This is a genomic window from Leisingera sp. NJS201 (assembly GCF_004535885.1).
Classification (GTDB): domain Bacteria; phylum Pseudomonadota; class Alphaproteobacteria; order Rhodobacterales; family Rhodobacteraceae; genus Leisingera.
On record NZ_CP038234.1, the window covers coordinates 3,767,360 to 3,791,631 of the forward strand.

Annotated in this window: 17 protein-coding genes and 6 pseudogenes; 6 read left to right on the forward strand and 17 right to left on the reverse strand. The window is 57.4% G+C overall.

Annotated elements, in window-relative coordinates; translation table 11 throughout:
- Positions 1 to 91 precede the first annotated feature (91 nt).
- From ETW23_RS18630 to ETW23_RS18645, 4 genes are all read right to left on the reverse strand, one after another.
- A complete protein-coding gene (locus tag ETW23_RS18630; protein WP_134830883.1) occupies positions 92 to 826 on the reverse strand; it encodes a DUF3726 domain-containing protein in 735 nt (244 codons plus the stop codon).
- Positions 823 to 2,478 carry a hypothetical protein gene (locus ETW23_RS18635; protein ID WP_205879916.1) on the reverse strand — a complete coding sequence of 552 codons (1,656 nt, stop codon included), beginning with the start codon at positions 2,476 to 2,478 and terminating at the stop codon, positions 823 to 825. Before ETW23_RS18635 ends, ETW23_RS18630 begins: the two co-directional genes overlap by 4 nt.
- A 149-nt stretch (positions 2,479 to 2,627) precedes the next feature.
- Positions 2,628 to 3,590 carry a LysR family transcriptional regulator gene (locus ETW23_RS18640; protein ID WP_134830885.1) on the reverse strand — a complete coding sequence of 321 codons (963 nt, stop codon included), beginning with the start codon at positions 3,588 to 3,590 and terminating at the stop codon, positions 2,628 to 2,630.
- A 140-nt stretch (positions 3,591 to 3,730) separates the two neighbouring features.
- The gene (locus ETW23_RS18645; protein ID WP_134830886.1) at positions 3,731 to 4,951 is read right to left on the reverse strand and encodes an IS110 family transposase; all 1,221 of its coding nucleotides are present in this window, start codon (positions 4,949 to 4,951) and stop codon (positions 3,731 to 3,733) included.
- Positions 4,952 to 4,963: 12 nt separating this feature from the next.
- On the opposite strand from ETW23_RS18645, the pseudogene ETW23_RS18650 reads away from it, so the two are divergent.
- A pseudogene (locus ETW23_RS18650) lies at positions 4,964 to 5,625 on the forward strand (integrase core domain-containing protein); the annotation flags it as partial.
- 586 nt (positions 5,626 to 6,211) lie between these two features.
- On the opposite strand, the pseudogene ETW23_RS18655 reads toward ETW23_RS18650, so the two are convergent.
- Positions 6,212 to 7,392 (reverse strand): annotated as a pseudogene (locus ETW23_RS18655) (IS3 family transposase).
- 342 nt (positions 7,393 to 7,734) lie between these two features.
- Between ETW23_RS18655 and ETW23_RS18665 the strand changes: the two are divergent.
- Together ETW23_RS18665 and ETW23_RS26890 are read left to right on the forward strand one after the other, a co-directional pair.
- On the forward strand, positions 7,735 to 9,375 hold the full coding sequence (locus ETW23_RS18665) for an FAD-dependent oxidoreductase (protein WP_134830888.1): 1,641 nt from the start codon (positions 7,735 to 7,737) through the stop codon (positions 9,373 to 9,375).
- Between the two features lie 110 nt (positions 9,376 to 9,485).
- Complete coding sequence (locus ETW23_RS26890; RefSeq protein WP_247676923.1) at positions 9,486 to 10,178, forward strand: alpha/beta fold hydrolase; 693 nt, start codon at positions 9,486 to 9,488, stop codon at positions 10,176 to 10,178.
- A gap of 153 nt (positions 10,179 to 10,331) precedes the next feature.
- On the opposite strand, the pseudogene ETW23_RS26895 reads toward ETW23_RS26890, so the two are convergent.
- Positions 10,332 to 11,321: pseudogene (locus ETW23_RS26895) on the reverse strand (AraC family transcriptional regulator ligand-binding domain-containing protein); the annotation flags it as partial.
- Positions 11,322 to 11,410: 89 nt separating this feature from the next.
- Here ETW23_RS26895 and ETW23_RS18675 point away from each other — a divergent pair.
- The gene (locus tag ETW23_RS18675; RefSeq protein ID WP_134830890.1) at positions 11,411 to 11,881 is read left to right on the forward strand and encodes a hypothetical protein; all 471 of its coding nucleotides are present in this window, start codon (positions 11,411 to 11,413) and stop codon (positions 11,879 to 11,881) included.
- A 351-nt stretch (positions 11,882 to 12,232) separates the two neighbouring features.
- On the opposite strand, the pseudogene ETW23_RS18680 reads toward ETW23_RS18675, so the two are convergent.
- Together ETW23_RS18680 and ETW23_RS18685 are read right to left on the reverse strand one after the other, a co-directional pair.
- Positions 12,233 to 13,235, reverse strand: a pseudogene (locus ETW23_RS18680) (IS110 family transposase).
- 154 nt (positions 13,236 to 13,389) lie between these two features.
- Positions 13,390 to 13,625 (reverse strand): annotated as a pseudogene (locus tag ETW23_RS18685) (hypothetical protein); the annotation flags it as partial.
- A gap of 65 nt (positions 13,626 to 13,690) precedes the next feature.
- Here ETW23_RS18685 and ETW23_RS18690 point away from each other — a divergent pair.
- Positions 13,691 to 14,158 (forward strand): annotated as a pseudogene (locus ETW23_RS18690) (IS5 family transposase); the annotation flags it as partial.
- Here the strand turns inward: ETW23_RS18690 and tnpA are convergent.
- From tnpA to ETW23_RS18705, 3 genes are all read right to left on the reverse strand, one after another.
- Entirely contained in the window at positions 14,098 to 14,562 is a 465-nt protein-coding gene (tnpA, locus tag ETW23_RS18695) for an IS200/IS605 family transposase (RefSeq protein ID WP_134831358.1), read from the reverse strand. The pseudogene ETW23_RS18690 and the gene tnpA overlap by 61 nt on opposite strands.
- A 554-nt stretch (positions 14,563 to 15,116) precedes the next feature.
- Entirely contained in the window at positions 15,117 to 16,262 is a 1,146-nt protein-coding gene (locus tag ETW23_RS18700) for a fumarylacetoacetate hydrolase family protein (RefSeq protein ID WP_254695078.1), read from the reverse strand.
- Positions 16,263 to 16,331: 69 nt separating this feature from the next.
- On the reverse strand, positions 16,332 to 17,111 hold the full coding sequence (locus ETW23_RS18705; protein ID WP_134830891.1) for a MipA/OmpV family protein: 780 nt from the start codon (positions 17,109 to 17,111) through the stop codon (positions 16,332 to 16,334).
- A gap of 602 nt (positions 17,112 to 17,713) precedes the next feature.
- On the opposite strand from ETW23_RS18705, the gene ETW23_RS18710 reads away from it, so the two are divergent.
- The gene (locus ETW23_RS18710) at positions 17,714 to 18,166 is read left to right on the forward strand and encodes a LytTR family DNA-binding domain-containing protein (protein ID WP_167738151.1); all 453 of its coding nucleotides are present in this window, start codon (positions 17,714 to 17,716) and stop codon (positions 18,164 to 18,166) included.
- Positions 18,167 to 18,291: 125 nt separating this feature from the next.
- On the opposite strand, the gene ETW23_RS18715 is transcribed toward ETW23_RS18710, so the two are convergent.
- From ETW23_RS18715 to ETW23_RS18735, 6 genes are all read right to left on the reverse strand, one after another.
- A complete protein-coding gene (locus ETW23_RS18715) occupies positions 18,292 to 19,146 on the reverse strand; it encodes a hypothetical protein (RefSeq protein WP_134830893.1) in 855 nt (284 codons plus the stop codon).
- Entirely contained in the window at positions 19,104 to 19,349 is a 246-nt protein-coding gene (locus tag ETW23_RS26235; protein ID WP_134830894.1) for an abscisic acid-deficient protein Aba4 family protein, read from the reverse strand. Before ETW23_RS26235 ends, ETW23_RS18715 begins: the two co-directional genes overlap by 43 nt.
- A gap of 483 nt (positions 19,350 to 19,832) precedes the next feature.
- Positions 19,833 to 21,551 (reverse strand): AMP-binding protein, encoded by a 1,719-nt coding sequence (locus tag ETW23_RS18725; RefSeq protein WP_134830895.1) that lies wholly within the window; start codon positions 21,549 to 21,551, stop codon positions 19,833 to 19,835.
- A gap of 25 nt (positions 21,552 to 21,576) precedes the next feature.
- Positions 21,577 to 22,230 carry a flavin reductase family protein gene (locus tag ETW23_RS26240; protein WP_254695079.1) on the reverse strand — a complete coding sequence of 218 codons (654 nt, stop codon included), beginning with the start codon at positions 22,228 to 22,230 and terminating at the stop codon, positions 21,577 to 21,579.
- Entirely contained in the window at positions 22,227 to 22,739 is a 513-nt protein-coding gene (locus ETW23_RS26245) for an FAD-binding oxidoreductase (protein ID WP_254695080.1), read from the reverse strand. Before ETW23_RS26245 ends, ETW23_RS26240 begins: the two co-directional genes overlap by 4 nt.
- 4 nt (positions 22,740 to 22,743) lie before the next feature.
- The gene (locus ETW23_RS18735) at positions 22,744 to 24,261 is read right to left on the reverse strand and encodes an NAD(P)/FAD-dependent oxidoreductase (protein WP_134830896.1); all 1,518 of its coding nucleotides are present in this window, start codon (positions 24,259 to 24,261) and stop codon (positions 22,744 to 22,746) included.
- Positions 24,262 to 24,272: the final 11 nt, after the last annotated feature.

Consider the following 24,272-nt stretch of genomic DNA (forward strand, 5'->3'; position numbering starts at 1 on the left):
CACGTTTCGGGTGCCGCCGCCAGCCTTCAGATTTTCCTGGCTTCCGCCCTGTTCCTAACGGCGTTGAACGCAATAAGGTAAACCCCAGAGGTCAGCCCGGCCCGGCGCCGGCTCGTGACTGCTCGGTGGTCGCAACAAGGATCGGCCACGCAGACGCGTTCAGCGCGTCCCAATGCGCCTGCGGAACCATGATCCCTGCCTCCAGAGATTGGCCGTAATTGGCAGCAAGCTGCGCAGCCGAATACTCGTGGCGCCGCAGTTTCGGATGCTCGGCCTGCCGTGCCACGGCATCCGCCAGCAGCGTCGGCTTGTCAGTGCAGATGATCGTGGTGGTCGAAACCTCTTCGGTGCCAACAGGCGATTCCACCCACCAGTAGTTCGGAAAAACCGCCCCGGCCTCGAAACTGGCTCCGTGGGAGCCCGCGGCATCCTGCCAATAGGCGGCAATGAACACGCCCTGTTGTGCAACCAAGGATAGGCTGCGCAGGATCAGACCGGGATAGCGGCAATTGGCCAGTTGCACGACGGCAAAGCCGGATTTCCGCGCTTTGGTATGCGCCAGATCCGCCGCCAGCGAGCCGTGTTCGCAGACCTCGGCACCACCCGCATCGACCACCGCAATTTCTTTATTTTCAAAAACCAGCCTTGGCGTTGCTCCGCCTTTCGGGCCAACTGGCGGCATGGCGATGTTGTCAAAGCCCGCAAGTCCGCACATTTGCGACCAGGTCACAAGCTGGGCGGCGTCTTCGTAATCGCCGATGTGGTGGCCGGCCCCTTCATAGGCGCGCGACAGCGCCGCGATCATTTCGTTGCGGGAAACTTTCATGCCTGTTGCTCCTTCAGGTCGGGTTTCAGCGGCAGGAACCAACTGTCAAAGGTGTGGCCGATATCGTCGATCAGGGGCGCGCCCTGATACATGGTGTTGCGCACCCAGAGCTTGGAGCGCGGGTCGAACTTGCTGACGCCGAAAAACGCGAGCTTGCAGCGCAGCAAGTCCATCGGGCGCACACTGCGGTTGGCCAGGTTGGCGCGGATTTCCCCATATTTATAGCGGGACATGGTCTGCATCCGGCGCACGATGCTTTTCTGTGACGGGCGGCGCAGCAGGAAATGGACGACATCGCCGTCAGGATGTTCGGCCAGATCCGCGACCAGCAGATCATAGCAGTCGCGCACCCGGCGGCCGATCGGCAAGGGCATCTGTTTTTCAACACCAGGATCGGCACCGACAAAACCCAGCCGCGGCTCCAGCTTTTCCTCCGACCGGTACCAGAAGGCATCGGTTTCGACCGGTTCCGAAAAGTCGATCGCCAGCGCCCAGTCATAGCGGTCTTCGATCATCAGCCGCAGCTGATCTGTGGTCATTGCCGGGTCGAGAACCGGGTTGGGAATGACTGCGCAATTGTCTTCCAGGTCGTTGACCAGTTCGGGATGGATTTCCATGCAAATGGCGTGGATCAGCTCCTGGGTTTCCAGGCTCCAGGCTTCTCTGGCGTGATCGGACAGGACCGACCAGGTGTCCAGCTTGTCGCCCTGATCGCGAACCCAGGCATCGATCTCGGCCAGTTCCGCGATCAGCACGCGGTTACGTTCGATCTGCTCTTCGTCACCGGTGCGGCTTTCGCTAAAGTGCCTGATGCCGCGCAGCACCAGATCGTGGAACAGCTCAATCCGCCAGCCTGTCGGCGTGGCCTTGTGCAGCACCTGGGCCAGCGCGGTTTCGCGCATCTCCACCCACTGGCTGAACAGCTCACCATGATTGACCAGATAGGGGGCCATGCCCAGACCGGTAGAATTGCCAATGCCGAAGAACCGCTTCAGCCGGTCGTCCAGCGCCACAGCGCTGTCAGGTGCGCGCGATTTGGCGATGTGATCGACCTGATCCAGGCTGAACTGGCGCAGCATGTAGCAGATGAACATCTCCGGCGCGAACGGGCGGTTGAAGTCGGCGAACTTGTTGCGCACCTTGTTCCAGTCGGCCATGCCCAGCTTGCCGCTGCCATAAACGGCGGTGGTGCGGTAGAGATATCCGACTTCGGCAATGCGGTCGGCTTCCGGCTGACGTCCGGCGCATAGCTCGTCCAGAACATAGCCAAACAGGCGCGAGGAACGGTTGGCGCGCGACAGGCTGAAGACTCGTGCATCAACCCGGCCTGCTTCCTGTTTCGGGACGTTGTTGCGCATTTCTTCCAGCCAGAGATCGTCGACGACACCTTCGCACAGCGCCATGGTCAGATCCCAGCTGGTGGCGATCACCCGGTCATTGCGGTCCTCGTCGGACAAGTGGTTGGAGAACAGCACGAAGCTGAACGTGTCATTGGGCGTTTCGATCTGGTAGATCGCGGTGCCAAAGCCGTTTTCGTCAAGGTCGAAGACCCGCCGGTCGATTGCCCACTCTTCCTTCATGATACGACGCACCAGCGTGCGCATGAAGCTGAGTGTCGAAGAATGTAGCGAACCCAAGCGCGCGAGGTCCATGACCTCCACCTCGGGCCGCATTTTTTCCGATATAGCCTGGAGCATTTTCAATCCTTCCCCGCGTGTGATTGCTTAGGAAAAGTCATTGCGCAAAATGCGCCATAAGAGAAATTTGAAGAATCGAACAAGTTATTTGAAAAACAAATAAATCAATCTGACGGGGCCATGCACCCGACCGTATTGTTGGGGAACGTCGCGCTGATCCGGTGTGAATGGTTGAGCAAGAAATCGCGGAAACCCTTGGCGGCCGCAGAGAGCGGACGGCCCTTCGCGGTGATCAGGCAAAGTTCCCGATGCAATACCGGTTCGCGCAGGCCTCGATAGACCAATGCCGGGTTCAAATAATCCGGAGCAGACAAAGCCGGCAGCGCCGAGATCGCCTCGCCGTTTTCGACAAGCCCGACCAGCGCGGCAATGGTCAGAACTGTGTAGGCCGGGTCAGTCACCCCTTCAGGCAGCCCCTCGACGCTCTTCGCAAGCCGACTGATCCCGGTGTCGGGTGCCATACCCACGAAAGGGTGGCCCTCAAGACTCGCCCAGGTCAGCGGGGGCTTTTGCTTTGCCAGGGGATGGTCGCCACGACAGATCAGGCCCAGCTGGTCGCGCATGAATGGAGTGAACTGCAGATCGGCCTCGTCACTCCAGATGTTGGAAATCCCGAAATCGGCTTCATGGCTGAGAACCTGCGCCTGTACCCCGCGCCCGTTGTCATCCTGCACCGAGATTTTCGTTTCCGGCGAGGTATCCGCGTAGTCGCGCATCGCGGCCGGAAGGACACGAACGGCAACGGAAGGCAACGTGGCGATCTTGACCCGGTTTTTCTGATGTATCGCGCTGGCCCGTGCCGACAGCACGGCGGCCTCGATGTCGCACAGTATCTTTTCCGCTTTCGGCCGGAACTCCTGGCCTTGCTGCGTCAGCGACACAAACCGGGTGGTCCGCTTCAGCAACGCCGCACCGACGATGTCTTCAAGTTGCTGAACGCTCAGTGTCAGGGCGGGCTGCGAAATCGCCAGAGCTTTTGCTGCGCGGCTAAAGGACTGGTGTTCAGCAACACTCACAAACGCGCGTATCTGTTTGATCGACAGGTTCCGGGCAATCTTTGTATCCATCCAAAGACCTTAGCAATGCGACACCCAATTGAAATTGACCTGTGACAACCTGTGTAAGTGATAGAGCCGCCGAGGAAGGTTGGCGTGGCATGGCGTCCTTGGCTGATGGCACCAATTCCGCTCCATTTTCCAACCTTCGCTTAACGGGACGAAAGGGATCCAAAACCAGAGGATCGAGGGTGAATGGCGGCTTCTCCTGCCGCATTGCAGCGCCAAGATGCTCCGCAATGGTCTCCTTTGGGCCGCTCAGATTCCGAAGGGCGACCACAGTTCGCAAACTTGAAGCGACAGCTATCCTGAAGGTTTTTCGATGCGGGCCGCTGCGTGACGGCGGGGCGCCTGCGGGCGTCGGCCCGCGTTGACAAACCTCGGAAGGAGGAAGCCGCAGGACCCGGGCGCTGTCTTTGGGAAAAGCGTGCTGCGGGTGATTGCGAGGGTGGGGTCTGGCCACCGACCGGGCGGGACGTGTCGATCGCTGAAGGTCGCTCGGACGACTGGAGGCGTGGGTTTCGGATGCCGGCGGAACAGTTGATTGCATTTTCCTGAGCGAAGCGCGGCGACGAGCAGGCCAGGAGCGATCCAGCCTGCAGGCGACAGCTGGTGAGTTTCGCGCGTTTGAGACGGGCGGTGCGCCATGCGACCTGCTCCCGGGGTGGTGCTCGAGATGGCGGCTTCTGACCGCGGCGGACGATCTCGATGATGCGCATCACGCCGCCACAGCAGGGGCACGGTTCGCGCAGTGTGAGCGGGATGTCGGTCACAAGCAGGAGCATTCGGGGTGAAAGATCGGCAGCGCCCTCTGCTGACAATCTGGCCAGCTCCTTTTGGAAAACATGGCGGCCAGTGCCTACTCGGATGCCGCGTTCCATCAAGAAGCCTCGACCCTGGTTGATCAAGCGCGTCCTGTCCGACACGAGGCGCTCTCGCGCACGGTGCAAAGCCTGAAGGTCGAGCTGTTCTTCCGATTTAATCGCAACGGATGACATCGTCGGCCGCGTCGCGGCTTCGGCAATCGCCTCCGCATCACGGTCATCGTTCTTGTGAACCTTGACATAGGGCCGGACATAGAGTGGCGACATCAACCGGGGCTCATGTCGCTTCTCAAGACAAAAACGCCCGATGTGATGCGCCCCGCAGCAGGCTTCCATCGCAACCACGCTGGGCGGCAGCGTAGCAAGAAAGTCCAGCAGCCGATGCCGCTGGAGCCGTTTGCGAAACACAACCGCTCCCGCTTCATCCAGCCCGGCAAGACTGCAAACGGTCTTGCCCAAATCAATGCCCAGAACCTTGATGTCCATCAGATGCTCCTCTCTCCACCTATGCCGCCAATGTAGCAGCGGGTTGGTGGGAAGGCAGTTCATCTCATTAGCTCAGGGCTTAAAGTGCCAATGAAGCAGCCCAAGAAAGGGCGGCTCTGGCTGAACCCTCTCGGGACATTGCTTCGCAATGCCCTGCCGGGCAGTGGACGGTTCATGCATTCGATTACGGCCAGAGTATCGCAACCATGTCTGGTCGTATGACGCTCGCCATTGTCACTCGGACCAATGGCGTTCCCAATGGCTCGATGCATCATCGAACCGATGATGGGAAAGCGTTCCGAACGCTCAACATCCTGGATGAACACAGCCGGGAATGTCTGGCGATCCGGGTGAAGCGCAAGCTGAACTCGACCGAGGTCATCGACGCGCTTACCGACCTGTTCATCCTGCGCGGCGTGCCTGCGTACATTCGGTCAGATAATGGCCCGGAGTTCATAGCTCAGGCCGTTCGGGCCTGGATCGCAGCGGCCGGTGCCAGAACGGTCTACATCGAGCCCGGCTCGCCTTGGGAGAACGGATACTGCGCGAGCTTCAACGCCCGCCTCAGGGATGAACTGCTGAACGGGGAGGTCTTCTACAGCCTGCGAGAGGCGCAAATTCTGATTGAAAAATGGAGGAAGCACTACAACACGAAACGACCACATAGTGCCCTGGGCTACCGCCCACCGGCCCCGGAAACCATCGTCCCGATGAAACCCAGGCCAATCATGCACTAACATTCAAACTGGACCACTTAAGTGGGGCTGATCAGCAGACGACGGGGTCGATGGCGCTCGTGCATTGGTGGAGCGGATTGTGCTGACGCCTGCGTCGGAGGGCTCTGGCCTGGATCTGACCCTTGAGGGCGATCTGGCCGGGCTGTTGCGGCTGGCGGCGGGAGGGGAAGGCGCGAACACGGCGAAGGCCCCGGGCTGTAGATCCGAAGCCTTTGATATTTCTGAGGAGATTGTGTTGGTTGCGGGAGCAGGCAACCGCCGTATCCTACCTGCTCTCTCCGCAATCATTTAACCGCATGGTGGCGCACACCTAACGGCAGCTTTGCGCAGGTGTCCATTATCAAATGAAGTGGTCTGATTGAGCTGACGGCATTTAGGACGGCCTGGCGCATCGGTTTTGATCTTAAGTAGCGCGCCCGAGATTGAGCAAGCGTCGCTGTTTCAGTGTTTTTTCCTTGATGGTTCTCCTTTCCTTCAGAATGCTGCCGCTGCGACCGAAGTAGACACCGGCCGGTGTCATATTGCCGAGGCTTTCTGCTCTGAACCCCAACCTTGGACCGCCAGAAACTGGATTTTTCCGGCTCTGTCACGATGACGGGCTGGTGACGCCATCGGGATAATGCATGGCAATCGGGACGTTGTATCCGATTGCGCTGCGGGGTCTGTCCTCATTGTAGTGCCGGCGCCAATCCTTCAGCTTTTTGCGGGCATCTGCAACGCTCATGAACCAGTGTGCGTTCAGGCATTCCGCTCGGAGCTTGCTGTTAAACGCCTCAATGAAGCTATTATCCGTGGGCTTTCCAGGCCGTGAGAAGTCGAGGGTAACTTCGTTGGCGCAGGCCCAGAGATCGAGGTCCCGCGAGATGAACTCGCTGCCGTTATCGACTCTGATCGTCCTGGGATAGCCGATCTGCCCGCAGACCCGTTCGAGCGTCTGCACGACATCTTCGCCCCGATAGATAAAGCGCGGATCGGCCGCAGGGCAGAGCCGGGAATGCGTGTCGACAATGGTCAGGATACGCAACCTCCTGCCCAGGGCGAGTTGGTCGTGAACGAAGTCCATCGCCCAGGCATCGTTCGGCCCAACGGCTTCCTGACGGTCTTCTCTGAGCTTTGCCTTCACCCGGCGCTTTGGGTGCTTGTTCCTGAGCTGCAGCCCCAACTCGTTGTAAATCCTGCGTGCCTTCTTCATGTTGATCACCCAGCCCTCCCGTCTCAGAAGCACGTGGACGCGCCTGTAGCCATAGCGCACACGCGTCTCTGCGATCTCTTTGATCCGCCGTTCGACGGCAGCCTGATCCCCTCTCGGGACATCGCCGCGCGATGCCCTGCCGGGCAGTGGTCCGCCGGGACTTGTAGTGGTAGGTGGATGTGTCGAAGCAGATGGCCCCGTCGCCGGTGGTCGCTCGGACCAATGGCGCAACCACCGGCAACCCCTCCGGATCGACACGCCCCAGTCGACGCACATCCCGGTGACGATCTCGCGCAAACGGCCAGGCTTCAGAGGTTTCGCCGAATGACATCCTGAAGCATTTCCCGGTCCAGCGTCAGATCGGCTACGATCTTCTTCAGCCGGGTGTTTTCATCCTCCAGCGCTCTCAGCCGGCGCATCTCGTCCGGCAGAAGACCCCCGTATTTTTTCTTCCAGTTGAAGTACGTCGCCTGGCTGATCCCCGCCTTGCGGCAGATCTCCGCGACCGGCGTGCCTTGCTCGCCCTGCTTCAGGATGAAGGCCTTCTGCGCCTCCGTGAACTTCGATGCTTTCATGCGATTCCGCTCCTCTCCCAACCAGGGAAACTTAGCGGAAAACTCCAGCTTCATACGATCCAGTTTTCAGGGAACAGAGCACCACACCGACCTGCCACTGATGCGAATACACGACCTACGGCTGCATGCAGATTGCCCAAAGCTCATCCATCACCCTATGAAGACGCACCATTCATGGCGGCAGTGTAATCTGCATCGCGCATTCGCTCCCGACGTCAGGCCTGCAATCTGCGCCCCTTTAACCAAACAGTTGATCTCTTTCGCTCTCGAACCATGTGGCTAAGATCGCCACTCTCGCAATCACGGTGGAAATTACCAGCCGCATTGCTTGAGAGGCGCTCCATGACTCCCTTTCCCAGACACTTTGACGCCGTGGTTATTGGTGGAGGGATCGCCGGGATCGTCACAGCGCTTGAATTGCTGGACCACGGCCGGTCGGTGGCCATTCTGGAACGCGGCAAGCCTTCCAAAATCGGCGGTCAGGCTTATGAAGCATTCGGCGGCATGTGGTTTACCGGCACGCCCGTTCAGCGGAGCAACCGGATCAAGGATTCCAAGGAACTCGCCACCCGTGACTGGCTGCACGCAGCCGAATTCGGCCCAGAAGATGTTTGGCAAAAAAAATGGGCGCTTTCCTATATCAATGAAGGCTCTGATACAGTCTATCAATGGCTCACCAAGGAGCTGGGAATCCGCTTTCTACCGGCGCCCGGCTGGGTGGAGCGGGGCGACTACACGTCTGGCAATTCGGTACCAAGATACCACATCATGTGGGGGTCATCGGAAAAGCTGACCCGGCTCTTGGTACAGCGCCTGATGCGCCACAAGCAGCGCCGCAAGCTGACGCTGGTGTTCCACCACGATGTGCAGCAGTTCATCTACAAAAACGGCAGGGTCATCGGCTGCATTGCTGAAAACAATGGTATCGAACGCCGTTTTCACGGCCGGGACATAGTCATCGCTAGCGGTGGCGTAACAGGCAGCGAGGAGGAGGTTCGCCGCCTCTGGCCGAACAATTGGCCCAAGGTGCCGGACTACATCCTTAATGGCTCGCATGAATATTCCGATGGCAAGCTGCATCGCGTGGCGGCCGAATATCTATCTGCTAATGTAACGCATCTGGACGCGTTTTGGAATTATGCCGCCGGAATTCATCACCCCTATTCCGATCGCATGGACCCCAAGCATGGTGCCAGTCTGATCCCGCCCCGGTCCGGGCTCTGGGCTAACTGCTATGGGCGCCGTATTGGCCCGATGCCACTGGTTTCCGGGTTCGACACCCGCCATCTGTGCCAGCGGGTCTGTGAGCAGGACCACGGTTACACCTGGCAGGTGATGAACTGGGAAATTGCCAAGCGAGAGCTCAATATCTCCGGCGCCATCTTTAATACGGCTATCCGGGACGAACGCAAACTCACGTTCCTAGCCAATCTGCTGCGTGTTCCTGATGACTTTCTGAAGCAGATAGAACCCCGCAGCCGGGACATCATTACCGCCGACACTCTGGATGAGCTCGTTGCGAGCATGAACCGATTAAGCGGCCATAACCGGATCGACAAAGCAGTTCTGGAAGCCGAACTGACCGATTATGACCGCCAGCTTACAGCTAGTGACGGCCAGGTCAACGACGACCAGGTTCGCCGTATTGTCGGCCTGCGCCAATGGAAAGGCGACCGGCTTAGGATTTGCCGGGGTCAACCCATCCTGGACCCGGCGGCGGGGCCTCTCGTGGCAATCCGGCTGCACCTGATCACACGTAAAAGTCTGGGCGGGATCAACACGGACCTGTCCTCACGCGTGCTGCGGTCTGACGGATCTGCCATTGACGGTCTTTATGCCGTTGGCGAGGCCAGCGGTTTCGGCGGCGGTGGTGTAAACGGGAGGCGTTCTCTGGAAGGAACCTTCCTATCTCTATGTATCTACAACGCGATGAAAGCCGCCTCGGCCATTAACGCGACCTACCAAGCGGAGACAGCAACGTGATCAAAGAGCAAATCCAGACAAGCCTGGGCAGCATGGCCGTGGCGATCAGCCGTTCGCCTAACCCCAAGGGGACTTTGACCTTCTGGCCCGGCATGTTTTTCGACGGAACTATGTGGGATCCGATCCTTGAGGCCTTTATCCCCGACTACAACATTCTGGTCATTGACCCCCCCGGCCACGGCGGCTCAGATGCCCCGCAGAAACTGTTCTCAATCAAAGATTGCAGCGTCGCTCTGCGCGAGATACTGGACCACCACGCGCTGCCGAGCTGTACAATTGTCGGCCTGTCGTGGGGAGGCTTTGTCGCGCAGTCCTTCTGCAAACATTTTGCCGACCGCTGCGATGGCCTGATTCTGATGAACACCTGCGCATCCGGTCCCAAAACCTCCGAGAAAATCATGTTCTCGATTATTCCGCGCCTGCTGGCCCGCTTCGGCGTCAAGAACTTCGAAGGCGCGCTGACAAAGGCGCTCTTGTCCAAGTCCGCAGCCGAAGACGACCATATGCTGGTGAGCAAACTGCGCAACTATTTGCACCTCTTGGACTACAAGGCGCTCAAACCTGTTTTGTTCAGCGTCATGAAATACCGCGAAGACCTGTCGGACTGCCTGAACGGACGCAATGTTCCCTGTCTGGTGATCTATGGTGATCAGGATCCGGCAATGGACGCAGCCCGCTCCGAACATCTTCTCTCCCGTATGCCATCGCAAGCCTCTGTCACCAAATTGCCAGTCGGCCACAACGCTGTTCTGGAAGCTCCGGAAGATGTGGCCGCAACCATGCAAAGGTTTCTTTACGCCTAAACCGCACCCTCCCGGTGTTGCTGCCAGCTGTGCTGGGAACCGGGAGCAATCTGCAAAACCCCCGGCCCGCCGCGCGCTAATCCACCAGCCTATGCCGCTCCCGGAACTGGCCGGGGTTTCCCCGAAATACTGCCTGAACGCCTTTGACAGATTGCTGGCATCGCTGAATCCAGTGCGAACAGCAATCTGGTCAATCGACAGATTGCCAAGCAGAAGATGCCCGGTGACCCGGTCGAACCTGACCTGTTTCTTGATTTTAATGAAGGAGGTCCCCTGGCTGTTCAACTGCCGCTTCAATGTCGCGGGCGAAACGCCAAGACGGCTTGCCGTTGCCTCAAGCGTAGGCAGTTCCGGTTCCGTCTTCCGGAACATCCACTGCACCTTCTCCACCACTCCCGAATTGGGTGGTGGCGCCTCCATTTCCACCTCACAGCGGCGCAAAGCCGCATCCATCAAACTGGGGCTGCTGGATACGATCCGCGTATGCAGCCGGGTCTTAGGGAGCGCAATCAGGTTCTCCCGCTGTTCGAAACTGACCGTTGTACCCGGCGGCAGCAAATCAGCCGGAATTTCCAAACCGGGATCGGGCCAGGAGATTTGCAACTCCTCATCCAGAAATCCTGTTTCGGTTCCTGTCAACCGGCGGCTCATCCAGGCAAATGCCATCAGGCTGGCAATAGTATTGAACCGCACGATATGTCCGGGAGCATCGGGTTTTGACGAACGGACAACAATTTCGCAGCGGGTTTTGGCGACCCTGACAGAGACGGATTGGGCGTAACCCGCACGGGTCGCAAAAAACATCGGCAGAAGATCGAAGAATTGTTGCAATGTGGCACAACTCTGAAGCGCTAGACCGACGGCTCCATGGGACAGCTCACTGATGGCCTTGCCGTATTTCCACGGCAGCAACGGATCGCGCGAGGCGCCCACAAGCTCGTCGATTAGCCCGTTATACGTATCACTCCGCACAAAGAGCGGCCTGGACAAATAGTCAGTTAATGAAACATCCGAATTGGAAAACAAAGACTCTGGTGAAACGCCGTATTTTGCTGAAAACGATATCAACAACCCAAGGTAATCCGCAGAGATCAGGAACTCGCCTTTTCCTATTGCGGCACCGGTCTGCGTAGCTCTATTCATGAGCTTTCTTAACCATGCCGCAGAGCCAAGTCAACCTCGTCACCAGACCAGAAAAAACCGCTATGATGATAAATGAGGAGAAGTTGTGAATGGATCAAATTTCCTTCACAAATAAAATATCAGGGAGAAAAAATATGACACTATTAGGACGCATACTGATCATCAGCGGAATATCGTTCATGTTCATTGCATATTCTCAGTTTATCCCGACGTCCCTTTCGACACCGTTGATCGCTGACTATGTGAAGAACCACTTCATACGCGAGGTGACATTTGGACTGACGCTCGCATCTATCACTATCTACTTCACATTCAAGGCCCAAACCCTTCAAGACTGGCGACGTGTATCAATTCTTGGCACAATAGTCGTAATCCCCTTTTGGGTCGCTTGGACCTTTGGCTGGTCAACAGGTGGAATTAGTGAAGTATGGGGCGACTCCATCTCACCAAATGGCGCGTATATGATCCACGTCCCACAAATCACGTTATTCTTTTCAGGCCTTGCGGTACTTTTTTTCTCCTTAAGAAAAAAGGCCGAAACTTCGGCCCATTCCTATTAAATGTTCGTATCGTGAAACAACGGGGCAGCGATCATAATCCTTAGGCCGTGTTGACAAAAGGGATTCGCAGCTCCCGCTGAACGTGTTTCATATGTGGACGCCCCCTGTGGCAAGGGCTGATTTCGTCGCGTTGCGTTGATCGGTTGCTTTCATATGTCCGGCCTGTTTGTGCGGTGTGCTGTTCCGCTGGCCTTGATGGAAATCCGCCGGTGAGGTCCCTGATCAAGCTGGCGCGTTTGCGAAGCGCATTGATACAGACGGGGTTTCCTCGCCATTGGCTCCGTCGTTACGCATCATCGACTGCCATTGCCAATTCGGGATTGGGCTGCATGCCTTTCAGGCGGGCAAGTCCTATGGCCGGCAGGTGTCTCCTCTCGTCAGGATGCCCAGGCGATGCGGGCGAGCTTGTTGGCCAACGCGACAGAGACAAGCCGGAATGGCTTTTTTCCAGCAGGCTGTTGACCCGATCAGTCATCGGTGACGGTGTCCTCTTCGCATGGCGCATCACGGCAGTCGCGCCGACCACCAGCAATCTTCGTAGATATCGGCCGCCCTGCTTCGGGATGCCGCCGAGCCGGGTTTTGCCGCCGGTCGAGCGCTGCTGAGGTGTGAGACCGAGCCAGGCAGCGAACTGCCGGCCCGAGCGGAACTGACCGGGGTCCGTTACAGTGGCAGCAATGGCGGTTGCGGTGATCACGCCGACGCCGGGGATGGCCGCGAGCCTGCGGCTGGCTTCGTTTTCGGCATGCCAGCCCCGCAGTTCCCGGTCGAGCATGCTGATCTCTTCGGTCAGTTCGGCAAGTCGCCGGATCAGGATTTCAAAGGCTCGGCGGGCATAAGACGGAAGGTCGTTACCGGCGAATGCCCGGTCAGCCAGTTTCACAAGATTGGCGATGCCAGGATTGGCGGCAAGGCCGAATTCGGCCAGATGGGCGCGCAGTGCATTTGCAGCCATCGTGCGCTGACGAACCAGCAGTGAGCAGGTCCGGTGCGCCACGAGAATACCCTGCTGCTCGACCGCTTTCACCGGCACGAAGCGCATGGTTGGACGCTGAACCGCTTCGCAGATCGCTTCCGCATCCAGTGCGTCACCCTTACCGCGCTTGACGTACCCTTTCACAAACGAAGGCGGCATCAGTCGGGCTTCGTGCCCCATGGCGATCAGCGTGCGCGCGCAGTGATGCGCTGTGGCGCAGGCCTCCGCACGGATCAGGCAGGGCGGTGGTTTCGAGAAGAATGGGATCATCCGCTTTCGATGCAGACGCTTCACCAAAACCGTCTTGCTGTTCTCATCTATGCCATGCGCCTGGAAAACGCTCTTGGCCAGGTCAAGCCCTATCGTTGTGATCTTCACAATGGCCGCTCCTTTTCTGCCGCGAATTGTCGACCTGAGCGTATCTGTCTCAAGTCTCTGTGGCAGGGGCGTCCACATCATCAAGCCGGGGTCTGCGATGGGCCTTGTTGCACAAATCGGGGTTTGACCGTAGTTTCCCTTTCCCCGGACGGACTTATCCCACGGGCCGCGTAACAGGTATGCCAAGCGCAGTGTAGCCGTTCAGCACGGCGATACGGACCTGGAGTTCGGCGACCTGGCGTTCGAAGTCTCGAACCATCAATGACTGACCAAGCAGCTTGATGCAGTTCATCCAATCGTCGGGAAAAGGATCCCCAGATCCTTTTCTGATCCTCCTCATATCTCGACACGGCTCCGGCGGTGGCAGCCGCTCCACCATCGCCAGACGGCATGGCTCACAGCTAGCATGCTGGTTTCACGCAGTGAATCCCTCGCCCGATTCATGCAACAAGGCCCTTTAGGAGGACATTCTGGATGCCCTCAACCAGAGCGGGGCCGTCCCAGACGCCCTGCAAATGGTCGATAGCACCGTCATTCGCGCCCATCATGAGGCAACGGGCGCTAAATGGGGACTCCTCGACAGGGTTTTAGCCGCTCACGAGGTGGGTTCACGACCAAGATCCACCTTCGCGTCAACGCGCATGGCCTGCCAATGAGAACGGAAATCACACCGGGCCAAACGTCGTGTTATCTCGGTTGTCGACCTGGTCATGGCCGACAACCTGCCGGAGCCCAAGGTGCTGTTAGCAGATCGGGGTTATGATGCTGACCGTATTCGGAAAACCATGGATGAGCGCGACATCCTCACTCAAATTCCAATGCGCACGACCCGCAAGATGCGCGTGGGTGTAGATCACAGACTTTACCGGCTGCGCAACATGGTTGAGCGATGCTTCAACAAACTGAACGACTGCCGGCTGGCGCCGGTAGGATCGGCAATGTGATTTTCCAGGTACTGAAGCATGATGTCTTCGGTGATGGCGCCTTTGATGGTTGAAAAATACCTGCGGCCCCAGAACCGGCAGCCCCAGTAGCGCCTGCGGATCGCAGGGAATTCCCGTTGCACCTGGTAAGACGAACGGCCCTTCATTTTGCGCACCAGTTCGGAGATGGCGAGTTTCGGCGGTACCGACACGAAAATATGCACATGGTCGCTCGACAGCACCCCGCGCAAGATGGCGACCCCGTTCTCGGCGCAGACCTGGCGGCAAATGTCGCGCACCCGCAGGCGCAATGCCCCGCGCAGCACTTTGTAGCGGTATTTGGTCGACCATACGATATGGTAGCGGTGGTAGAAAACGCAGTGTTTGCCGGTATCATATTGCATGCGCTTACCCTCCGGAAAATGAGCCTTCGACCCGGCTGCGGCTCGAAGGCTCATTTTCCGGAGGGTAAGCGCATAAAAGGATTCTTTCACGCTTAAGCGGATCCGGCTGGAAGCCGGAGGGTTTGCTCCAGTGAGTGGATACTAAAGAATGCCCAGCGCGTCGCAACCCGCTATGACAAGACTGCTGAAAGCTTCCTGGGCTTCATTGACATCACTTCTATCCGCCTTTGGCTCCGCATTTGTCAACATGGCCTAGGGAAATGTTCGGGTATCTATCGCGATGGGTGGCGGCATCTCGCCACCCGTTCAGTTTTTCAAAACTGATCTCGCGACGGTCTTCACCGGGTGCCCCGTCAAATCCCTTTGGTGATCAAGACATCTTCGACAGGTCGGCATTTCAGTCCCGACCAAGAAGCACCCGTCCGCAGCCGGACAACTTAAGCGGCCAGAACCACAGCTCTGGCCACATCCTTGTTATGTCCCCTGCCCTGCCGGGGAGGTCACAGCGATGGTGATTTTTCCCATACTAGAAGAGAGATATGATACTTCTTCGTCTAGCATGAGAAACCGCCCGGCTTCCTGCTCATCAGTGACAACAGATGAGATGATCGCGTCGTAAGGATTTGCTGCCTTGAAGACGGCCCCGAAACAACATACCTGACTACTCCACGGACGATCTGGCGCGCTGTCGGCGGCATGAAGATCACGCCTTCCGGTGTCCCGGACATCAGGCCTTGCCCCTCGGCGATCTGTTCGTCCCGCACCAACCGGTGATTGGAGCCTTTGTAAACAAATCGTGTGGAAGCCGTGTCCCCAAGAACCTTCTGTACAAGATCATCAAAGCCCAAAATCATCTCTGCGCCAAAAGCGTCCTGACGGATTACACCGTTTCGCAGCGTCTGAATGCGTTCATCAGTCACAAACTTCTGCCACTCTGCCGGAATGACGAGGAAGGGCCCGCTGGGAAAGAAGCCTTCTCCGCTTTTTGAATCGCTGAACCCGGACCCGGAATCAAAGTTCCCCGTATCAATCATCCGCAGCAGCGTACCGCGATCGGTAAAATCCCCGCAGAGGAAGAAGCCTTTCCGAGCGGCTTCGAAGTCTGCAAATGACCTGATGTCGCGATCGAACCGGACACAAAGTTCCACTTCATAATCCAGCAGCATGTCATCGCGCAAAGCCACGCTGGTAACTGGCGGTGTCGCAACGCCGAACTTGGGAAAGTTGAAGACCGACGAACTGAGGGTTTCTTCCGCATGCTCGGGGAAATTCGTTCCGCTTCCAATATGCAAATCCCCCCCGCCCGCAGCGGGCTTCAACACATCGAAGCTGTACTCACCCAGCAGTCCCGCGGCTCCATCTGTGCCCTGGGCCTGCTGCCACAGCGTTTTTAACGTCTCCTCTCCGACCTGATCAAACACGCGAAAAAGATCCGTATCCGGCGCTCCGCCATACCGGGTTAGGTCGACAGCCGTCACGTTATCAGGCGTCATCCCGACAACCAGAAGCGGGATCGCCTGGCCATTCCTGCCCTGCGCCTGAGCCATGGTAATTGCCTTGCCAGCCGGCAGGACACCAGGCTGAACGATCTGCCCATCCGTGGTGATCTGGTTCATGCGCGCAGGATCATCGTCAAGCAAGAAAGCCCAGAGCAATACGGCTGCACACATAGCCGCAGCCGCGGAGAGAATACGTTTCATTAAAGCCTCCAGTGATTTCGCCGCATGCAACCGGCCTGGCTGCCGCCAGGCCGACCGCGTGCCAACGTTTTAGAATCGGAAGTAGATGCCGGTCGAAATCGCGGTTTGCCCCGAGTCAAAGGTGACCGGACTGTCTTTGGCATCGCCCACCAGTTCCGCGTGGTTCAGCCCCAAAAAAATGCCAGTACGGTCATTCAGGGCATAAGTGGCCTGCAGTTCGACACCAACCCGTTCAAACCCGGAGCCGGCCGTAAATCCGGCAAACGTCGAAGCAGCTGCTTCGGACGGGCTAACGCCATAAAACGCCTGAGAATAAGAGCTGTCGGCCCAAACGAGATAGGGGACTGCAGAGAGTGAGAGACGCGAATTGACCTGCCCGCTGAATTCCAGGCTCATTGTTGCGCGCGTACCTTCATGGCCTGCGCTTTCCAACCCTCGGTTCAGCTCAAGCCCGAAATCCGCGAACCCGAGATCATATTCGAGAAACGCTGTCAGCATTGCGCCGGCTTCGACATCGCGCAGCCCTGTCAGCCGGGAGTCATCAGAGGCGATCCGTTCGTCAAAATCATATCCGATTGCCAGACCCGCAGACAGCCCCGAGCCACCCTGGTTCCGCAGGGCGTAAAACCCCAACCCGCGGTCATCAAAGAAATAGCGCTCGCCCCATTCCAGACTGATGATCGGGAAGGCCGAGGCTGAAGACTCATCGGAACCAGAAAACTCTGGGCCGTAGGACGTACCCAGACCGATAACGCCTGTGAGGTTCTTTTCGCCGGCCAGGGCGGGTGCGCCTAAGAGTGCTGTAGCTGCGGCGGCAAGGGCGAGAGAAGCCCTAAGAGACTGAGACATGGAGAAACCTTTTGATGATCATTCTCAAGCGCATAGGCTGCGCTTGGCAAAGGCATCTCTCCGTATGGCAGCCCAGAAAATACTGAATTCCCTGATCCGCTGTTATTGTGCATGAACGGTCGCCAAAAGGTACGGACGGTCGTACGTCGACCGTTCAAGATTCAGCGTTTACACCTATATAGATTTGGAAAAGTTGAGCATCCTACCAGCACCTAAGGAGGCTAGGTTATGCAGCTGAGTTCTGGATCGCAGGGAGGAATGAATATCGCCCTGTCCCTCTTCGGCCTGAGCGGCATCAGCTGGCAGCGGCTTTGGGCCTATGCCGCCTCCCTCTCGTTTACAGCAGCGCTGATCCTGACCAGTTTTTCCCCGCAGCCAACTGCAGAACTGAGCTATCTCGCGGCAGCCGCCTCCTGGTTTATCCATTTCTTCCTTTCCATCGGGATCGTCTTGGGCACCGCTATGCTATGCGTCCGGCTCGGCCTTGGCAGGACACCTTCTCTCACTGCGGGTATACTCTGTCTTCCAGTCCTGCTATCGCCAGTGTCACTGCTGCTCGACCAATGGTTCTCGGGCACCTTCAGCGCCCCCCAGGCGGTATCATGCAAAACCTCTTCGATGAGTTTACTTCAGTTGGCCTGTCCGCTGTGGTCTGCAGCGCTTTTTTCACTATTGCCGCCAGCAAACTCGCAGCCGCCGTCCGTGAGCACCGCAAGCTATTGGCAGCCTTCCCCGCCACCGAACCTATGCTGAGAAGCGCGCTGCCTAACGTGCCCCACAACCTAGGCAATGATCTGATCCGGATTGAGGCCCAGGGGCATTATGTAAATGTTGTCACTGCCGACGGGAAAGTGCTGATAAAACAGCCATTTGCCGAAAGTGTGGCGGCGCTCGAGGAGTTCACCGGCCTTCAATGCCACCGGTCACACTGGCTGAATCTCAAGCACGCTAAGGTAATCAAACGTGTTGGCAGCGCCTATGCCTGCGAGATGTCCAACGGAGATAACGTTCCAGTCAGCCGACGGAAATACAGCGAACTGCGGCACAAAATATGATTGCAAGCTGGAGCCTATGCGCCAGAGCCACCGGCGTCCCTGCCCGTACCTGCCGCAATCACCGTAGTATCGCTTCCCCCCTGCGTCCGACAACGAGCAGCCTCACCCCGATCCTGTCCGGCACCCTATGCAACGGGTATAAGCGGATAGCCCATGAGTGCCTGACAGAAAACCGCCATTGTGAAGACTGCGTATAGCGCACTCCAGCAAAACAGGCTGCGCCGTCCAAGGCTGCCCCTGCGGTTCAATGCAAACGCAATAAGTGGCAGCAGTTGCATAGCGTGAAGCGAGAGAAAATGCGCGGGCCGCAAATCACCGGCGACGCGGGACCAGCCTAGAACAGGCAAGGTTGGCGCTCCCTCTGGATGCGCTCCGACAAAATGCCCATCCTGAGCGCTGAGATAAATCGCCACAATCATTGTAAGCAAGAAGGTCAAAAGGCCGCCCAGCCAAACCGCCTCCCGCAGAACCGGAGATATGTGGGCCTCATGGTCGTGTTTGATAAGCCAGGCAATGTACAGATTGACAATCAGAATACATATCGCGCTTGCGAACATCAGGCCCGAATACATCACGGTATGAAACAGGGAGCTCAAGTTAAAGTGCGAAGGCTCCGCCCTCGCGGCCTGATAGAAGATATAGGCCATTTCCGCCAGAAAGCAGACCGACATCACGCCAAACGCGATCTGTAACGGCTTCCCACGGCGCAGTCGAGCTGACATGAACCTCTCGAAGACTTCTATCGTGGCGAAAAAGATCGCGAAGCTGAACGCGAACTTCATAGGCTTCCCCCAAACCGGTGTGCCATCCACCAACCGGTGATCAGCGAAGCTCCACAGCCCGCAAATCACCATCAGCGCCAAGGAAAAGACGGTCAACACTCGGAACCGGGTGCAATTCTGATAGTTTTCCCGACAGTCAGCTTCTTTAGAGCCTGTCACAAGATCGTCCTTTCCGCGGTGGCTTGTTTTTCCAGCCATGCAGATCCGCTGAGGCCATAGACAATCAGGATGGTCAGCAAATAGCCAATCGGCCCCAGCATGAAAACCAATATCAAAACAGGCACCTGAACAATTCGGGTGACACCGGCGACATCCAGCCGTGCAGCTGCAAAGCAGCCCACAATCAGGTCAAATGCCAGGTAATGCACCCAGCCCGCCAGCAAGCCCCACTCGTTCGTCATGAACACAGCAAAGTCAGCGAGGCTGCCAAATCCCCCCCGGTTTCGGAAAAGCGGCTTAAGGCGACCGCCGTGTAAACCGCTGCAAGGATTGCAGGAATGAGCAGCCGCGGGAACAGGTTCAGCCAGCCGATACTGCGCGGACCAAGAACCAGAATGACCCAACCGGCTGTTGCAAGGCTGCTGGAATGCGAAAAAAGCGCTTCAGGCGTCAAACCCAACGTCTCCTGTTTTAGGCCAGGCCTCTATGGTACTTCAGCTTCTACAGCCTTCCACGATCTTGTTCAGAGCAAACATCTGAAAGCTCATTGCTGCGACAGATGCCGAGAAACCATGCACACGAAAATATGGTCGCGACAGCGATCAATTTGGCAGCCATGTAATACCCGGGGCGGTGCCGCATGAACGCTGCCGTGCAATGACGGCTCGCAAGGCACGGGCCGTCTTGCGTCAGGAACCGCTAAAGCTGCACCGTGAGAGTTCTGGCTACAAGTCTTTCCGCAAGATCTTTCCCACCGGGCTTTTGGGCAGTTCGGACAGGAATGTAACATGTGTCGGAATCTTGTACCCCGTCAGATTTGCACGGCAATGGTCAACCACCATCTTCTCAGTCAGGCCATCATTGTTACGTTTGATGAATGCATGAGGGCTTTCACCCCGCTCGCTGTGCGGTTTGCCGACAACAGCCACTTCATCGACCTGCGGCAGCGCCTGGATAACCGCCTCCAACTCATTCGGGTAAACGTTGAAACCGCTGACCAGAATCATGTCCTTCTTACGGTCGACAATTGTAACGTAGCCATCAGCGTCCATTGTTACGACATCCCCTGTCGCCATCCAGCCGTCCTGGAACGTCCCGCCGCTTGCTTCCGGCTGATTGCGGTACCCGGTTGCAATATTTGGTCCCCTTACATGCAATTCGCCGGGTTCACCGATACCCATTGGATTGCCCTGATCATCGGTTATCTTGGCATCTAGACCGGGCACAATGAAGCCGACCGTGCCTGGCTTGCCGCGGCCGTCAAACGGGCTGATCGCAATGATACAGGTAGACTCCGTCATTCCGTACCCTTCGGCGATCGGACCAACCGCCGCCCGCCAGCGCGACGCCGTATCCTCCTTCAACGCTGTGCCACCGCCGATCGTAAGTTCGATTTCAGGCTTCATCTCCTGGAACCAGTCCTGTGCCATCAGCCCATTGAACAGCGTGTCAACACCGGTCAGCCAGTCTATTCGGTAGTTCTCAAATGCGGGTTTGAGATTGGAAACCGGATTTGGGTTCGGGATCAGGATATTGCGCCCGCCTTGGGAGGTGAACAGCATCATGTTCACGATCAACGCGAAGATATGGTAGTATGGGATGACCGTAAGAATTGAGTTCTGCCTGTCTGGGTCCAGCGCGTCCCGGACGCTGCATTCAAGCATTTCAAGGACGTGTGCGACATTGTCATGTGTCAGCTCAGCGCCTTTGCTGGCTCCGGTTGTGCCGCCAGTATACTGTATGAAAGCCGGCGCAGAGCAGTCCTTGCCCTCTGCCAAGCAGTCTTTGCCGCGATGGCGGCCGCCCTTTTCCAGAGCGTCTGCAAAATTCTCATGGTCGAACGGCACGTCAGGTACCTGTTTGGCCACATTGCGCAGGTAGTGTTCCAGCTGCGACGACACTTCCTGCGGAAAAAAGTCCCAGACAGCCGCAACAATCACCCGGTCAACTGGCACATCTTCAAGCGCCTTGGCCAGCCGGTCCGCAAACAGATTGAACCCGAACAAGACTTTGGCGCCGGAATCCCGAAGCTGATGGGCGATCTCGCGCGGGGTATAGAGCGGGTTGAGATTGGTCACCGTCAGACCGGCACGCAGCGCACCAAACAAAACAACCGGATAGTGAAGCGAATTCGGCAACTGTACCGCAACTACATCCCCCGGCTGCAAGCCCAGATCTTCGCGCAGGTAGGCGGCCACCGCCTCTGCAGCTTGACCGATTTCCGCATATGTCTTGTCCAGGCACTGCCCGCCAGGCAGCACAAGAGAAAAGCCTACACGATCAGGAAACGCCTTTACCGTGTCAAAGAGAATGTCTGAAACATGTGCATAGCGCCGCGCGTTCGGATCATATGCGGCCTGTGCAGCTGTGTATGAGCGGTCCCACCAACGACTGTTCCCATCGATGCGCCGAGTGCTTTCTGCGAGTGTTTCCGTGGTTGGCATGTTCGTTCCTCCCTTATCGTTTTTCCTAAATCAGGATTTCAATATCGCTGAGCGCAAAGGCAACGCAGGCGTGCGTCCAGCCAAACGTGCGGTCAGAACTGCGCAGGTGGGATTGCGGCGGGTTGAATACATCGCCCGACAAGACCTTGACCCGGCACAGGCTGCATTCACCAGAACGGCAGGCATTTTCTGCCTGGTAGCCGTTGCGCTCCATCGCGTTCAGCAGCGGCTCGCCGACGGGCATCTTGAACTGTCCCCGGCCGCGCACGGTAACAGTGACTTCTTTACTGGTCTCAAGGCCCTGCGGCCAGCCGGTCAGTTTCTGCGGCGCTGGCGGCGGCCCGTTTGCTTCAATCCGAACGCGGCGGCCGGGCACTCCCAGTTTTTCCAATTCCGGCTTACAGAAGTCATACATGGCGTTCGGGCCGCAAAGATAAAACATCTTGCCGTCAACATCGCCGGTCAGACGCTGGATCATTTCCGCGCTGAGATATCCGGTGTGGCCTGTATAATCCGCGTCTGGTTCAGAGATAACCTCATCAACGGTCAGGAAGTCATGCTGTTTTGCCAGTGTCTTCAGCTGTTGCCGGAAAATGATGTCATCCGTGCTGCGCGAACCATAGATCAGGTGGAAGTTCAGCGGGCGCTTCTTGTTTATGATATCCCTGATCATGCTCATTGCCGGCGCAACACCGGACCCGCCGGCCAGGAAAACCAGATCCCCCCGTGGAACAACGGATTGTAGTAGAAGGAACCCATCGGGCCGGAGCTTTGCAAGATCTGGCCTTCGAACATCTCGCCGACCATGTAGGGGCTGACAAAACCTCCGGGCACACTGCGAACCGTCACATCATAATAGTCCCGGCTTTGCGGCGCGGACGAAATGGCAAACGGGCGGGCCGTCTCAACTCCGTCGACAGTCAGAAACAAATTGATGTACTGCCCTGCCTGAAACGGAGGCAGCGGTGAGCCATCATCGCTCAGCAAGCGCAGGCTGCACGCCGTCGGGGTTTCGCGGATGATTTCACCAACTGTCAGGGTCAGCCGCTTGGGGTGCAATTTGCGGATCTGCCGCGCGACCGCATTCCGGTCTGCGGCAAAGTTGCTGCCTTTTTGGGCCAGTTCAGCCTTCTCCGCGCAGACCTTGTCATAGGCGGCAATCACATTCAGTGTGGATTTTGTGCTCATGGTTTCACTCCGCAGCCAGAAGTTGAGTATTGTTGCGCACGACAGTGTTCGCCGCAGACAGCCCAGCCATATAGGTTGGCTGGAATCCGCCCGGACCGCTCCAGGCCCCTGCAAGATAAAGGCCTTCTGGCCCTCTAAGACGTTTGCGGAACACCGGGGTTTCCAACGCGTTCTGATCAAAGCCGTAAATCGCGCCGCCAGGCGTGTTGAGGTAGCGCATAACCGTCAATGGAGTGGCGACCTCGACCTCTTCGATATGGTCTTTCAACCCCGGATAGACCTGTTCCGCCAGCGCGATCAGGCGCTCTGCAAAGTCATATTTCGCATCAAAATAGACTTCCGGGTCCATCGCCTCCCATGGGGCGGCGTATTGGGCACACATCAGCCCGATCATCGACTTTCCGTCCGGCGCAAAGGACGGGTCGTCATAGTTGTAGCAGGTGAACAGGCAACCGGCTGGATCTGTCAGCGCGTTGGCTGTTTCAAAAACCACACGATCGTCCAGATCAGAGCAAATAAAGTTGGACGCGGCGGTCACGCCCAATTCCTCCGGCGAAACATCAAGCCCCATATAGACAATGAACCCCGAGACCCCGACCCGGCTGTGGCGGAATATCTGCTGCACCTGTTCTGGAGCCTCATCCCAATCCAGCAACTCGTTGAACGTATGGATCGAACTTGAATTTGAAACCACATGGTTACAGCTGAAGCGATCGCCATGTTCTGTGGTCACCCCACAGACCCGGCCACCTTTGGTATGGATGGTTTGCGCCGCAGTATTGAACCGCACTTCACCGCCGGCTTCCATAAAACTGTCCAGCAGCGCGTTGGACATCGCCTGCGACCCGCCCCGCATGTGGTAGGGGCGGTATTCGGCATAGAGAAAGAACATTGGCCCCAGTTCGACAAAAGGCAGCTCATCCAGGGGCAGCCCTAGATACGGCCAATATGCACCCAGCGCTGCCTTAAGACGCTCATCCGCAAAAAACTCATCCAGCACATCACGCGCTGTGCGCACTCCGTATTTGACGACATTGGGACAGCGCCGCTCCAATTCTTCCTGGTCTTTTAATGCCTTGGCCCGCGGGAACAGCACATAATATTCATGTGTCAGCTGTCCGCAGACCTTCATGAAATCGCGGATTTTCCCGGCTTCCTCCGGAAACTCGCGGCTCAACACCGCAACAATCCCAGGAATGCTTGCAGGCAGCGTGACATCCACCTTGCCCGGAACGCAGAACCGGTAGATTTCGCCTTCCTCGACAAAATCAACCTTATCCATCACGCCAAGTTCCTCAAATGTCTGGCGCAGAACAAAAGGGTTATCATCAGATCCCATCCCGCTCAGCTGGTGGAGCGCGACCTCGAACTCGAATTCTCCCCGCACGAAAGACGTCCCGCATCCACCAGGGATATTATGCCGTTCAAGCAGAAGCGTCCGCAGCCCCTTGCGCTGCATGCCCGCAGCGGCGGTCAGGCCGCTGTTGCCTGCACCAATGACAATCGCATCATAATCAGTCATGTGTTCGTTCC

What these genes read in the sequence shown, in the direction of transcription:
- ETW23_RS18715 (WP_134830893.1), bottom strand. Translation starts at nt 19,146, where the DNA reads ATGGCTGGAAAAACAAGCCACCGCGGAAAGGACGATCTTGTGACAGGC.
- ETW23_RS18675 (WP_134830890.1), top strand. Translation starts at nt 11,411, where the DNA reads ATGGATCAAATTTCCTTCACAAATAAAATATCAGGGAGAAAAAATATG.
- ETW23_RS18725 (WP_134830895.1), bottom strand. Translation starts at nt 21,551, where the DNA reads ATGCCAACCACGGAAACACTCGCAGAAAGCACTCGGCGCATCGATGGG.
- ETW23_RS18635 (WP_205879916.1), bottom strand. Translation starts at nt 2,478, where the DNA reads ATGGACCTCGCGCGCTTGGGTTCGCTACATTCTTCGACACTCAGCTTC.
- ETW23_RS18735 (WP_134830896.1), bottom strand. Translation starts at nt 24,261, where the DNA reads ATGACTGATTATGATGCGATTGTCATTGGTGCAGGCAACAGCGGCCTG.
- ETW23_RS26245 (WP_254695080.1), bottom strand. Translation starts at nt 22,739, where the DNA reads ATGAGCACAAAATCCACACTGAATGTGATTGCCGCCTATGACAAGGTC.
- ETW23_RS26235 (WP_134830894.1), bottom strand. Translation starts at nt 19,349, where the DNA reads ATGACGAACGAGTGGGGCTTGCTGGCGGGCTGGGTGCATTACCTGGCA.
- ETW23_RS18665 (WP_134830888.1), top strand. Translation starts at nt 7,735, where the DNA reads ATGACTCCCTTTCCCAGACACTTTGACGCCGTGGTTATTGGTGGAGGG.
- ETW23_RS18710 (WP_167738151.1), top strand. Translation starts at nt 17,714, where the DNA reads ATGCAAAACCTCTTCGATGAGTTTACTTCAGTTGGCCTGTCCGCTGTG.
- ETW23_RS26240 (WP_254695079.1), bottom strand. Translation starts at nt 22,230, where the DNA reads ATGAGCATGATCAGGGATATCATAAACAAGAAGCGCCCGCTGAACTTC.
- ETW23_RS18640 (WP_134830885.1), bottom strand. Translation starts at nt 3,590, where the DNA reads ATGGATACAAAGATTGCCCGGAACCTGTCGATCAAACAGATACGCGCG.
- ETW23_RS18645 (WP_134830886.1), bottom strand. Translation starts at nt 4,951, where the DNA reads ATGAACTGCCTTCCCACCAACCCGCTGCTACATTGGCGGCATAGGTGG.
- ETW23_RS18705 (WP_134830891.1), bottom strand. Translation starts at nt 17,111, where the DNA reads ATGTCTCAGTCTCTTAGGGCTTCTCTCGCCCTTGCCGCCGCAGCTACA.
- tnpA (WP_134831358.1), bottom strand. Translation starts at nt 14,562, where the DNA reads ATGCAATATGATACCGGCAAACACTGCGTTTTCTACCACCGCTACCAT.
- ETW23_RS18700 (WP_254695078.1), bottom strand. Translation starts at nt 16,262, where the DNA reads ATGAAACGTATTCTCTCCGCGGCTGCGGCTATGTGTGCAGCCGTATTG.
- ETW23_RS26890 (WP_247676923.1), top strand. Translation starts at nt 9,486, where the DNA reads ATGTGGGATCCGATCCTTGAGGCCTTTATCCCCGACTACAACATTCTG.
- ETW23_RS18630 (WP_134830883.1), bottom strand. Translation starts at nt 826, where the DNA reads ATGAAAGTTTCCCGCAACGAAATGATCGCGGCGCTGTCGCGCGCCTAT.